The sequence below is a fragment of the Bacillus sp. MMSF_3353 genome (genome assembly GCF_030733445.1).
Classification (GTDB): Bacteria; Bacillota; Bacilli; order Bacillales; family Bacillaceae_G; genus Bacillus_A; species Bacillus_A wiedmannii.
The window spans coordinates 1-12,778 of the sequence record NZ_JASHJA010000030.1 but is presented as its reverse complement, the minus strand read 5'-3'; the positions used below and the strand labels follow the sequence as shown (position 1 = coordinate 12,778).

Below are 12,778 nucleotides of genomic sequence, written 5' to 3'. Positions count from 1 at the left end.
GAAAACAATCCTAAAAATGGTATAATTATACCATTCCTTATACATTCACAAAAAGAGTAGCATATTTAAAGAGAGGAAGAAACTATTCATGCATACACAAGAAAAATTTTATGAAAAATTAATAGAGGAAAATAGATTAGTAACGATATTTTTAATAAACGGAGTAAGAGTACCTGGAATCATTATCGCCGTTGATAAATTTTCAGTGCTTGTCTCCAGTCACGGAAAGCAACAATTCATTTATAAACAGGCCATTTCAACAGTTTCTTTATGAAGTAGTGAAAATAAAAAAGGAATCCTCAGTACAAGGATTCACCCCAGGAAATATGCATAAATAAAAAGAATTAAGCTTATTATAATATAAAAGTAAACGAAAAATATTGAGAAAAAAATAAGATTGAAGTTTGATAGAAAAGAATAATATTTGCTATACTAAATGCGCACAAATATATGCAAAATCACAAATGAAATAAGAGCAGCTTAGCATAGCTGCTCTTATTTCATGTTAATTCACGTAATCTGCTATTTAATTTTAGTTATTTATAAACCTAGGACACTAACAATCTGACATGCTTTTGAATTTACAATATGATAATACATCTCTATTCCCCTTCTTTCCGAACGAAGAATCTTTCCACGCATTTTAGATAAATGCTGAGATACGGTAGATTGAGGAACATCTAATAGCTCCGTTAATTGTGTTACATTACAAATCTTGCGGTGTTCTAGCTCCTTTACAATTTGTAACCTCACTGGATGGGTCATAATTTTTAATAATTCTACATCCGTCTCTGGGATTTTGTACATTTCATTACTTGTTTGAATAGTTGTCATTTTAAATTCTCCTTTTTAGTTTCTTTTTTTATTTTTAAGTTATAAGTATTTTGTGTTTGTATGAGTATATCGATCATAATCGCTGTGTTATTTGTTCTTTTGTCTCTTTATTAGGTTTAATATATAAAAGTATTATGATGGCTAAAAATCCAACAAAAGATAGCATAGGTATTGATATAAAGCCAAACAAATTCAAGTAATCTTCTGTACAAGAAACTCCTACTGAACACATCTTCAATTCACTTGTAGGAAAAGCCTGAATCGTGATTTGATAAACGGCTATTAATAGGCCAATACATACAAATGGAAATGCATATGTACTTACGTATGGATCTTTTCTAAACATACCTATACCTAATATTAATACTAGTGGATACATGGCCATCCTTTGATACCAGCACAAATCACATGGAGGCAGCTTCATCCATTCACTAAAAACCAAACTTATGATTGTTGCACTAGTAGCTATCATCCAAGCAATTGCGATGTGATACTTTCGAATGATTGACATCCTATATTCCCCTCACCTGTCTTATTTAGAATGTAAAACGTTTGCTAATATATGACTAATTTATTTCCGTATTTGGAGTACCCTGTTTCAATAGACAGTATCCAAACATTGATATCATCCCAATCATAACCCTACTCTTTTAATTCTAAAGGGAAAAGATTCTCAAAATCATCACGCATTACATACATGACTTCTAATGCTTTTTCTAGCGGACCAAATCTATATACAATATGTGTATGTACTCTTTTGTTTTTCTTTTTTGCTACCGCTAAGTATACATACCTTCTTTCTTTCGCTAAAACAAACTTCAAAAACCCAGGTACTTGACTCACCTTTCGCACCCCTTTTCAGTTTTCCCTACCCTTATTAAAAAGAAAAGGGTAAGGAAAACTATTAAGTCTCACTTTACTAATTTAATAAATGTCCCGTTTTTTTAATTTGAAAATACAAGAAGACACTCATCATTACAATATTTATTACACCAGCTGCAGCACCAATTTTGGAGATAACATACACACATTCATTACTACTAAAAGGTAATAAACTCGCGAAAATAAATAAAGTTGATATGATAAACGATAAGAGCATATTTCTTTTGTTTTCATTCATTCAAAAAACCTCCATTTTGTACGAATATTTATATTGCAATGGATTAGTGTACTAAGCCGTATTATTACGGTTATAATGATGTTCTTCTTCATCCACCCCCCCCTTTATGCTCCACACACCAATTTTTGACGCTTTTGCTTCTGTTTCGCTTTCTAGCATTTGTGGAAGCAGTGAAATGCTAAGTTTTAAAATGTAAGCTACAATACCATATCCTGATTTAACCATTAATTCGTTGATATGTGTCCCTTCACAAAATACATATGCCAATTTCCCGCCATACTTGTCCTCTTTTGGTCCACGATCATAGACTTATTTTACGTTTTTTCCTTTTAATTGTTTCTTTAGAAATTACAACGCTTCCTTTCCCTTTAACTGTTTCTAAGTCATTTAATTTTTCCTTATAAGCTTCTGTAATATCAACAATACTTTTCCCTTTTACGTGCTGTTGTACTCCCTTTTGTACTGTTCGGGCAGGTTTCGAACCATTTACTTGAGTCGAACTGTTGTATGCTGTCATTTAAAAAACGAATGACGTAATACAAATAACCTTAATCCAAGATTTCATAATGTCTTATCCTCCAAATAAGCATTTCTCTCTACCTAATAAACAAATAGACTATATATTGAATTGCCCCCTCGATAATTAAAATAAATACAACACTGAATCCAATTCGAATAATCATTAAAAACAGGTTTAAATGAGTGCTTTTCACATTCTGGACATTTCAATACCATGCCTCTCTCATTCTTTTTTGCCTATATACTTTTTATAAATGGCACATTTGTCAATGTAATTTCATTAATACACGACATTTATCTCCCCTTTTGGTTCCAAAGCTTTAAAACAAATAAAAAAGGACACACCTATAGCATATGTATGCGTAGGTGTGTCCTGTTGCAAGATAGATTTAGAAGAATTTTGTTACTTTCATCATATCATATTTCTTATTAATTTTATATACAGAATTTAAGATTTTGTTATGCTATTTCTTCTTATCTAAATAGTATATTGAGAAACTTATTTGATCACCTTTTTACTTTACGTGATATTCGTTCAACTACTCGGGTATACCGAGTGTATTTTTGTAAATACTAAGGTTGTTAAACGTTAAATACAGGAGGGTTTGTATGCAAGGTAATAAAAAAGCTATAAAAAGCACTGGTTCTGTTATGAATCCAAATTTTTCCGAAACTGATGCGCAAAAAGTGAAACAAGAAATTCAGAATGATGTAAGAGCGGGACAAGGAGCAATGACTTCCCGAGAAGCAGGGGCAATGCGAGATTAAGAAAACACTCCTTACTGATTAAATTTCTAGAAATTTAATCAGTAAGGAGTTATTCCAGAACTATTTTAGCTTTTTACATTTATCATTTAAAAACATAATGCACTTCTTTTGTAAATCATAGGTTAATTTCACATTAAATTTTTCACGATTAAATCTCTTTTTTCAAACTAAGGTTATTTTCTTTCAGATAACTTATTGCCTCTTTGTTCACCGATCGTAAATCTATACCTTGTTTTTCTGCTGCAAATGAACATCCACAATAACACTGACGGAAAACATCATATTCATTACACATTTCAATTGAGCGTTGATATCCATTACTTTTTTTGAAATCACTTGGTAAATAACGTGAATCATAATTTTGTTGCACACCAATTCCAAGTTCATTTATTAATTGGCTATTTTTATTTTTAGAAAGAGTAATTGCACTGCCGAAGTAATCAAATCCCCTTTCTTGTGCTACCTCAGCTGAACGATCTAATCTCATATCAAAACAAGCTGAACAACGAAGCCCACCTTCTGGCTCTTCTGCCAAACCTTCTTCTTTTACCATTTTAAAAAATACATTTGAACGATATTCATCCTCCATAAATCCTACTGTGTGCCCTGTACGATCATTAAACTTGTCTACAAAAATTCTTTGTTCATTAGAGCGTCGCATGTATTCACTTTTCGGATGGATATTTGAATTTGAGAAGAAGATTGTAACATCTGCATGTTCTGCAAGAAATTCCAATGAAGAAGTACTACAAGGAGCGCAACATGAATGAAGTAATACTTTTGGTCTTTCGTTCCTTGCTTCCCAATCTTTAATCATTTTTCTTAATACTTTGTCATAATTTATTTTCTGGTTCTTCATTTTTTTTAAATACGTTTCAACATCTAACACTTCTTTCACAACTAAACCTCCTATTTATTTTTATTTATCTATTTTATCATTTACATCCATAAATACAAATATAGTTATACTTATCTATTTATCAGTCTTAAAACGGTTTTTATGGACTTTTGATGACGGTCCAAATAATGTACGTAGTCTATTACCTTTATGTCTACAATATATTTTTAATCATTCTTTTTCATCACAAAATCTTTTGGGTTACCTTTTAACTGATAATACTTCACGTTAAGACGAATAACTACTACGATGATTACCAAAAATCCTATTATATATAACATTGTTCCTTTCTCCGTTTCTTATTGTTTAGCGAACCTATTCTGTAAATACTTCACGTGTTTCTTCTCAATATCCTTACCTGTAATATTAGCTCGCAAAATAGTTTGGCAGATATGCTCAACCTCGTCTTTTGTTAGTTTCAGATCAATATAAGATTCAATACATTTTTTCAGATTGTTATAATATAAGATATGTTTATCTTTCGAATGAACATTTACCCTTTTTAGACTGCATTTTGGATGAAACGCCGCAATAGAGATACACGGCAGCTGCTGTTCCATCACCCATTCAATTGCTTTTATATGTTTATAATTTTGTCGAAATGGGTTTTGAAAAGAGGATTTCTTTCTAAAAATACCCTGTGTCCATCTGGCTGATTTCTCACTTCCATAGATCCAGCCCTCGTAGTTCTTCGTCTCTATAACAAATACACCTGTTTCCGCAATAACAATATGGTCAATTTGCGTTGTATCACCATACTCAGTATGAACCGTCACATCATGTAATACATAATAACTTGTGGGATCCAATTTTCCCAATATACGTTTCACTAGTTTTCCCCCGGCTTTCCCTTTCCATTTCGGTACATGTTTTTTTAAAACGATGTTCAAAGGAATCAGAATCAGAATGAGAATCAATTCGAATATCAATACTTTCATAATAGAAGCCTCCTTTTCACACTCTTGCATTTCTGCGCATCAAACGATATACATACATTTCTAATCCTAAAATAAAATATGAGATACATAAGCCTTTTATCACCATTTCTACGAATCCAAACGCTAAAGATAGAAGGAGCCCACCCCGAAACTAAAAGGGTCTAGTTAACCTTCTATTTACTGGCTTTTCGATGACACCAAAGTTAGCCCATGTAGGTAGACGTTTTTCTACATTCTTTATTGTGCCCACTAATCCGTATTTTAGGGACAGAATGAGACAACCGATTAATAAATACGCAATGGAAGAAAAATAGACATATAGGCCCATAACAATAATTGTGAGCAGCCAACCAATTAAAATGGAATTTCGCAAAACAATATATTCTCGATTTCTTTTCAAAACATACAGTCCTTTCAAATGTACCAAAAGAACAATCATACGAAGGACATCTAGGATGGAACACCCCTAAGTAACGATCAGGGAGCCGAAAGCTTACTTTCGCCATGGAACTGAGAATCTACCACTTCAAACTTCCCTAAGTGGCGTGTAGTTCACAACAAATCTAATAATGAGAATATGGATACTAAATTTACTCTCAAAAACAGAAACCTAACTGCATACCTTCTGAAAGTAAACATAAGAAAAACGTTCTACTCCATATAAGTAGAACGTCTTCTCACTTTAATTCATATATTTTTTTGGACTTATTTATTTTGTGTCGTATTTAAAAAATTAATAAATTCATCTTCATTTACAGGCTTACTGTAGTAATAACCTTGAATTAGATAACATGCATTTTGTCGTAACACTGTTAATTGCTCCTTCGTTTCTACCCCTTCTGCTATTACTTTCATATTTAAAGTATGGGCTAACGAAATAATTGTTTGTATAATTTCATCTCCATCATTTGAAGTTCCAATCCTATTCACAAATTCTCTTGGGATTTTCAAAGTATCAATTGGATACAAAGGTAGATACGCTAATGAAGAATAGCCTGTACCAAAATCATCAATTGATAAATGTACACCATATGATTTTAAGGCTTTTAACTTCGATAAAGTTTCTTTCTCATCTACCATGGCAATTCGCTCTGTTAATTCCAAATCAATCAAGTTAGCTGGTACTCCTATTTCTTCTATGGTAGAAATAATCGTTTGAACAAAATCTTTCTGTTCAAACTCTATAGCTGATAAATTTATCCCCATCTTTAGATTTGAAAATCCCGCAGAATGCCATTCTTTCAGTTGTCGACACGCTTTCTGTAACGTCCACTTCCCAATTGAAATAATCTGCGACGTTTCTTCTGCTATAGGTATAAACTCAAAAGGAGAAATCAGCCCAAGATCTGGATGTTGCCAACGTATTAAAGCCTCTGCACCAATAACCTTACCTACCTTACTATCAATTTGCGGTTGATACAATAAAAACAATTCATTATTTTCAATTGCATTTGGTAAATCCTGTTCTAATCGTAATCGACGAGTTACTTTTTGAGATAATGTCTCGTCATACATACAAACAGCATTGTTACCTTTTTCCTTTGCACTATACATAGCGATATCAGCGTGTTGTAAAAGTGTAGTAGTATTTATTCCCCCAAATGGATATACCGCTATTCCTATACTAAGGGATAAATAAAAGCTATGTTGATTTACTACAAATGGTTCTTCAGTTATATGAAATAGAGTTTCACATAAATCCAATAGCTGTTTCTCTGTGCGGTTATGGACTATGATTGCAAACTCATCTCCACCTATTCTTGCTAGAGGAATAGGCAGTGACAGACATGCCCTAAAACGGCCGGCAACTTCTTTTAAAACACTGTCACCAATCGAATGCCCCAGTGTATCATTAATAGTCTTAAAACGGTTTAAATCTATATACAAGAGGCCAAACTTATCCTTTGTTTTTTGTGCACGCTTAATGGATCTATCTAATTCTTGTTGAAAGAATATACGATTTCCAATCTCCGTCACCGTATCATGGAATGCAAGATAATTTATCTCCTCCTGTTGTTGTTTCATCATCGTTATGTCTTTTACCATTACATAGCTCCCAAAGGCTTGTCCTTCTATCATAATAGGAACTATAGTGACATACCAAAAAAGTATATCCTTCTCATTGTTATTTTTCACACGTAACTGTAACGAAGATGAACTACATCGTTTCCCTTTCTTTATAGCCAATTCCAATTCAGATTGATCTTCATCTAAAAAAATAGAGAAGCACTCTTTCCCTATTAATGCAGCACTTTCTTTTCCTAATAACATACTTCCAGCCTGATTTATATTTAATACGATACCATTTGAATCAATCGTTAAAATAGGATCTGGATGATACTCATATAAAGACTTGAATCTCTCTTGATTTTTTACCAAGTCATTAGATTTGTTAATTAAATCCCTTGTTCTTTGAGATACTGTTTGTTCTAATTGACTATTAAACACTTTTAAGGTCTCGGTTAAATCTTTGTTTTGCATTCGTACAATTGCATGACGAATCAGTACAAATACAAAAGCAATACAATTTCCCGTAATCAATGTAGATGAAGAAGTTTGCTCTTTTAAAGTAAAACCAATTAAGATTGCAACTGCAAGATAAGGAAATATGACAAGAAGTTTCTTTCCAAATGTCGGATTAATAATAAAATAATTTCTTCTAGAAGATGCACTCCTTGGGATAGTAGCGGCAATGGCAATAAATAATAGAAAAACTCTATACAAACACCTTAATAATATGAGTGAACGATGTGATAAATCATCTTGTAAATAGAAATATAAATAGTCCGTAATAGACAATCCAGTTAATACTAAGATGAAAATAAATAATTTACTTTTCGCATTAAAAATTGCTGGTCGAAAGATAAGACTAACTCCTAGTAAAAGAAGCAATAGATCTATAATCGGGAAAATAAATGAAAGAAAAACATCTCCAATTGATAAGAATAAAATATTTGCAGAAGGTTTATTAAATAGGTACCACTCTAAGGTGAAAATAGCAGTAACAACAATACATAAATCACAAATCAAATATGCTTTTCCCCATTTGTTACATTCCATCATGATTTTATAAAAGAACGCAAAGAGAAAGAAGAATAAGAAAAACAACAAAAATACATCAGAGATATTAAAATTTTGTATTGGTAATTCTATATTAAGTACTTGAAAAGCAGATATAAAATTCCCTATCAAGAAACACCCTATTGCAATAGTAATACAAGCCCAAAACACTCCTAACTTAACTTTTCTGGATACTATAGAATAGAGTAATGAAATAAGTACAATAGTTTCAACAACTAAAGATGAGAGTCGTATATTAAAATCTGATACAAAATACTGATTCGGAAAAACAAATAAAAATATAAAGCAAAAGCTTAAATAAGCTATTAGAGCCAATATCAATACATAAAACTGCACATGTGAATGTTTACGCAATATATTCACCTTCTTAAGTCTTTCATCATTTTTTATTAAATTTGTTTCTAATTATTATTCCTATTATGACCATTTCAAAAGATTTCTTTCAAAATAACTTATTGTTAGTCGAACTATTTATCTTTTTTTGTCCATAACTTTTTATAGATTCATTAAGGACTCTAACTAAAACACCGACTTATTTATAATTCTTAATAAGTCGGCGCCAGTATACACTATAAAACTAAAAATCATTACAAAAAACAAAGCTATACTTTAGCAATTTATAAATTACTTATTACTAGAATTGCTAAATCTTCTTTTACTTATCATAATCTATATTCAGATACATTATTTCCTTTCCATTCGTAATAATCTAAAACCCCTTCATAAATAGCTTCTGCTGCAATCTGTCTGCCGTTTGCCGTAGATAGTTTACTGTAATCGATACCATTATCTATAAAAGCCAATTCCGTTAACACAGCTGGCATATTGTTTTCTCTTATAACATGAAGATCTCCATGTTTAACGCCTCTATCACGCGTTTGAAGAGCCTCTACTAAACGTGTTTGAATTTTTTCCGCTAAAACACGGCTTTCTTCTACATGAGGATTTGTTTTTTCGGATTCAGAAGAATTATAGTAGTATGTTTCTGTCCCTTTTGCATTACCATTAAAAGCATTTGCATGAATGCTTATAAAGATATCACCCTCATTTTGCTTAGCAAATTTAACACGTTCCTGTAAAGAGCTTTTTTGGTCATGTCCAGGCCTAGTATCAGATTCACGAGTTAGTAAAACTGTAAATGGTGTATGCTTTTCAAGTAATTGTTGTAGGCGTAAAGAAGTATCTAATACGATTTTACTTTCTGACAATCCTTTTGTGGGCTTTCCAGGATCTGCGCCACCATGTCCAGGATCAATAATGATTGTTTTACTTTCTATAGGATTTTTCGGACCAGATTGAAGGATATCTGTTTTGGCAGTAAGTTGTGCGGCCTCTGCACGTGTTATGAATCTATTTGGTTGCCAACCATTATCAGTGCCAACGGAAATCTTTAAATCAATTAAAATATTGGCGAATTTTTCACTCCAATGTCCTTTTAAATCATCAAATTTACTATGCCCATTATTATTTGTTTTTTCTTGTAGCTTATATGCATTTACTAACATTGTTGCCATTACAGCACGAGTAACTTTTCCAGAAGGATTAAATAATCCATTCCCTTCACCTTTAATGATTCCTGCTTTTTCAGCAGCCGCAATATAAGGGCTTGCCCAATGATTTTGAGAATCTGTAAAAGAAGGTTTTGCATTTGTATCAACTTGTATACCTAAAACTTTTGTCATAATGGTTGCTGCAGAAGCTCTATCCAATGTATCGCTAGAACCAAAAGTTCCATCTGGATAACCATTCAATACCTGTTTATCAACTAAATAATTAACGGATTTGTCAGCCCATGCAGGAACATCTGGGAATTTATGAGTATCTGCAAAAATACTAGAAGAATAAGATAGTAGACTTCCAGCAAGAATTCCTGTAGCAATTAATTTGTATTTCAAAATGTAACACTCCTAAAATAATATTACAGCTGGGTAAATCTATCATTTATAGTGAATCTTATAAGTAATATGACTTAGTTTAAACAATAGAGTAGGTTGGCAAATTCACTATAATACAGGTAAATCATAATTAGTTAATTTAAACTATTATTTCGAAAAGAATTCGTGGAAATACTCTTATATTAAGAGCACGTTTGATATTTTCACTAACATTGTGTAACCAGTATAGTTACTCATATGTACGAGTGTCAATCAAAAAAATGTTACATTTTTGTAAGGTAACTATATTAATTAAAGTGATTAATCATTACATAAGATGAATAATTAATCACTTTAATTAATATAAGGATTGATAAAAATGTTTCTAACCGTATGAACCAAAAGGAATCTTCTGTCGGAAAATGATAAATCACTATATTTCTCTGCATCCTTTTTTTCATAAAAAGCCACACATATGTCTAGTACTCTAGCATGCTTTCAAATGGATTGGACAATGCTAACATCATGATTCCAAAATTAATAGATTACAGAAAGGCTTATACTGATTAGATGCATTAAATATTATCAACAAAAAAAGTTTTTATATCTCTATAAAAAAATTTCACGAAATTAAGTGTATGTATAGACTTTCCAGTCAAAAGAATATAAACAGGACAATCATTATATAAACATGTATCTCTGAGAAATTATATAAATGTAACATATACCCAATTGATGGAACTATTATAGTTACTTATATGAATGAGTGTCCACGACAGAAATATGACATTTTTGCAAGCAGCTAATAAAAATGAAACAGAATATACTGTTTTAAAGTAACTAATTCAAAAAAGCCTTGTAACATATTACAAGACTTTTTAAATTGGTATATACATTATAGATGGATAATTTTATTTTATTAAAATCAAGACCAAACCCATTGCTCTTTATTTGTATTCTGTTTAATTTTATCGTTAATTTTCTGGATATGGTCATACGTTGTTTTTTCCATTCCATGGAAATTAGATCCATCATGAAAATCTACTCGAACCATATCACCTATATTAAATTGTTGACCTTGTGTTAAATCCACATAAACAACATCATTTTTCCCATTTTTAGAAGGGTACTTGACAGCTACATAATTGGTATAATCTTTGTCTATTTTTGTAATTTCTCCGATTACAAAATTAGGTTGACCATCTTCTTTTTCATACATTCCCGGTTTCAATGTTGTACCTTCTTTTTCTAAAGACTTAGTACTAGTACTATAATCATTAATTTGCGTTTTAACTTTTTCTACTTTTGCATTTACAGCTATAGGTGGTATGGATCTCGCCCAAAAATCACTTTCTACTTTCACTAAGTCATTAACTTTAAAGTTATGAGTGTTTTTTAGAGGTACACGAAGATCCTCTGGATTTCCGTTATTATCTATATATGTAACTAATAACTCATTAGAAGAAACTTCACTTACATGCCCTACTGTATATTTCTCATAGTTTCCAGGAGCTAATTCAAAATGCTCAACAGAATTAGCCGTTAAACTTGTAGTAAATGCGTTTTGAAGTAATGGACCATTACTATTTACTTTTACATATTCACCTGGTTTTGCATTTGCTTGAAAATCAGTATATATAGTTACACTTTCATTTAATTCTTTACTTTCAATGATAAAATACTTTGACTGTACTTCTATTACTTTCCCCTCAACTGTAGTGTTGAACTCTTGTACAGCTGCACTTGCTGTTAGTGAATCTAATCCTGGTATATTGCTTCCTGTAAATGCTGCAATTCCTAATGCACCAGCTAAAATGACTTTTTTCATATGCTAAAACATCTCCAATCATATCTATTCACCAACTGATTTCCATTATCAATCAGCATGTAATCATTATAGTTACAGCTTTTAAAGAACGTCAACAAAAAGATTATTACACTTTTGTAAGGTAATAAGGTTAATAATATATCAAGTAACTTTTTCACGAAGTAAATTTTTTTATCTAGGGAGCCCTCTCATTACATAGAATTAAAAACAAATTTATTAAACAACAAAAGTTTGTTGACAAAGATGCATTTATTCAAGAATTAGTGCGATCAAAGTTACTATCTAAAATACAGTAAATAGTATATACGAAGTACTTCGTTAGAAATTTTAGGAGAGTACTTCTTATTCGCCTTTTTCAGGAGATGTACAAAAATATCCCACATATAAATCCAAATTATTTAATTTATTATCTTCAATAATTAATTGATAACGACCAACATAGATATAATCAAACCTGTTGCACCATTTGGTAAGAGGCACCGTGACTGTTTAAATTTAAAACCCCCACAGTATGATGACCAAATAATACAAATAATAATAGAAGTCCAACGAAAATAAAAACTACAATAAATAACTGGTAAATAACGCTAAACACCCCTCTTTATTTAATCTAGAAAGCCCTCTCATTACATAGGATTAAAAATAAATTTATTCATCCTTATAGTTATTATAATGAGTAATTATTCACCTTATATAATAATTACTTACTATATTATTAATATGGTTATCTTACAAAAATGTAATTCTTTTTTAATTGACACTCGTACATACAAGTAACTATACTGGTTACAAAAGCTTGGTAAATATATCAAATAGTCCCTTATTATAAGTATATGTCTATAGATTTTTTTCGAAATAATAGTTTAAATTAACTAATTATTATTTACCTGTATTATAGTGAATTTGCCAACCTACTCT

The 12,778-nt window shown here is 31.2% G+C and carries 10 protein-coding genes and 3 pseudogenes; 2 read left to right on the top strand and 11 right to left on the bottom strand.

Annotation, left to right across the window (positions count from 1 at the left end; translation table 11 throughout):
* The first annotated feature begins 88 nt into the window (after window positions 1-88).
* Window positions 89-274, top strand: a complete 186-nt coding sequence (gene hfq, locus RBB48_RS27410) for an RNA chaperone Hfq (RefSeq protein ID WP_064474019.1) — start codon at window positions 89-91, stop codon at window positions 272-274.
* 266 nt (window positions 275-540) lie between these two features.
* Here hfq and RBB48_RS27405 read toward each other — a convergent pair whose 3' ends face one another.
* From RBB48_RS27405 to RBB48_RS27385, 5 genes and pseudogenes are all read right to left on the bottom strand, one after another.
* On the bottom strand, window positions 541-834 hold the full coding sequence (locus RBB48_RS27405) for an ArsR/SmtB family transcription factor (RefSeq protein WP_306008425.1): 294 nt from the start codon (window positions 832-834) through the stop codon (window positions 541-543).
* A gap of 73 nt (window positions 835-907) precedes the next feature.
* A complete protein-coding gene (locus tag RBB48_RS27400) occupies window positions 908-1,345 on the bottom strand; it encodes a disulfide bond formation protein B (protein ID WP_306008424.1) in 438 nt (145 codons plus the stop codon).
* 44 nt (window positions 1,346-1,389) lie between these two features.
* Window positions 1,390-1,677, bottom strand: a pseudogene (locus RBB48_RS27395) (hypothetical protein).
* A gap of 76 nt (window positions 1,678-1,753) precedes the next feature.
* Window positions 1,754-1,954 carry a hypothetical protein gene (locus RBB48_RS27390; RefSeq protein ID WP_016090011.1) on the bottom strand — a complete coding sequence of 67 codons (201 nt, stop codon included), beginning with the start codon at window positions 1,952-1,954 and terminating at the stop codon, window positions 1,754-1,756.
* A 51-nt stretch (window positions 1,955-2,005) separates the two neighbouring features.
* A pseudogene (locus RBB48_RS27385) lies at window positions 2,006-2,471 on the bottom strand (thermonuclease family protein).
* A gap of 611 nt (window positions 2,472-3,082) precedes the next feature.
* On the opposite strand from RBB48_RS27385, the gene RBB48_RS27380 reads away from it, so the two are divergent.
* Window positions 3,083-3,241 (top strand): hypothetical protein, encoded by a 159-nt coding sequence (locus tag RBB48_RS27380; RefSeq protein ID WP_306008423.1) that lies wholly within the window; start codon window positions 3,083-3,085, stop codon window positions 3,239-3,241.
* Between the two features lie 148 nt (window positions 3,242-3,389).
* Here RBB48_RS27380 and RBB48_RS27375 read toward each other — a convergent pair whose 3' ends face one another.
* From RBB48_RS27375 to RBB48_RS27350, 6 genes and pseudogenes are all read right to left on the bottom strand, one after another.
* Window positions 3,390-4,130, bottom strand: coding sequence for an epoxyqueuosine reductase QueH (locus RBB48_RS27375; protein ID WP_371878398.1), 741 nt, complete (start codon window positions 4,128-4,130; stop codon window positions 3,390-3,392).
* A gap of 308 nt (window positions 4,131-4,438) precedes the next feature.
* Complete coding sequence (locus RBB48_RS27370) at window positions 4,439-5,077, bottom strand: nuclease-related domain-containing protein (RefSeq protein WP_306008422.1); 639 nt, start codon at window positions 5,075-5,077, stop codon at window positions 4,439-4,441.
* Between the two features lie 16 nt (window positions 5,078-5,093).
* Window positions 5,094-5,477, bottom strand: a pseudogene (locus RBB48_RS27365) (hypothetical protein).
* 305 nt (window positions 5,478-5,782) lie between these two features.
* Window positions 5,783-8,512 carry a sensor domain-containing protein gene (locus tag RBB48_RS27360; protein WP_306008421.1) on the bottom strand — a complete coding sequence of 910 codons (2,730 nt, stop codon included), beginning with the start codon at window positions 8,510-8,512 and terminating at the stop codon, window positions 5,783-5,785.
* Between the two features lie 308 nt (window positions 8,513-8,820).
* Window positions 8,821-10,053, bottom strand: coding sequence for an N-acetylmuramoyl-L-alanine amidase (locus RBB48_RS27355; RefSeq protein ID WP_306008420.1), 1,233 nt, complete (start codon window positions 10,051-10,053; stop codon window positions 8,821-8,823).
* 904 nt (window positions 10,054-10,957) lie between these two features.
* Complete coding sequence (locus tag RBB48_RS27350) at window positions 10,958-11,860, bottom strand: hypothetical protein (RefSeq protein WP_306008419.1); 903 nt, start codon at window positions 11,858-11,860, stop codon at window positions 10,958-10,960.
* Between the last annotated feature and the right edge of the window lie 918 nt (window positions 11,861-12,778).

What these genes read in the sequence shown, in the direction of transcription:
- hfq (WP_064474019.1), top strand. Translation starts at nt 89, where the DNA reads ATGCATACACAAGAAAAATTTTATGAAAAATTAATAGAGGAAAATAGA.
- RBB48_RS27405 (WP_306008425.1), bottom strand. Translation starts at nt 834, where the DNA reads ATGACAACTATTCAAACAAGTAATGAAATGTACAAAATCCCAGAGACG.
- RBB48_RS27400 (WP_306008424.1), bottom strand. Translation starts at nt 1,345, where the DNA reads ATGTCAATCATTCGAAAGTATCACATCGCAATTGCTTGGATGATAGCT.
- RBB48_RS27390 (WP_016090011.1), bottom strand. Translation starts at nt 1,954, where the DNA reads ATGAATGAAAACAAAAGAAATATGCTCTTATCGTTTATCATATCAACT.
- RBB48_RS27380 (WP_306008423.1), top strand. Translation starts at nt 3,083, where the DNA reads ATGCAAGGTAATAAAAAAGCTATAAAAAGCACTGGTTCTGTTATGAAT.
- RBB48_RS27370 (WP_306008422.1), bottom strand. Translation starts at nt 5,077, where the DNA reads ATGAAAGTATTGATATTCGAATTGATTCTCATTCTGATTCTGATTCCT.
- RBB48_RS27350 (WP_306008419.1), bottom strand. Translation starts at nt 11,860, where the DNA reads ATGAAAAAAGTCATTTTAGCTGGTGCATTAGGAATTGCAGCATTTACA.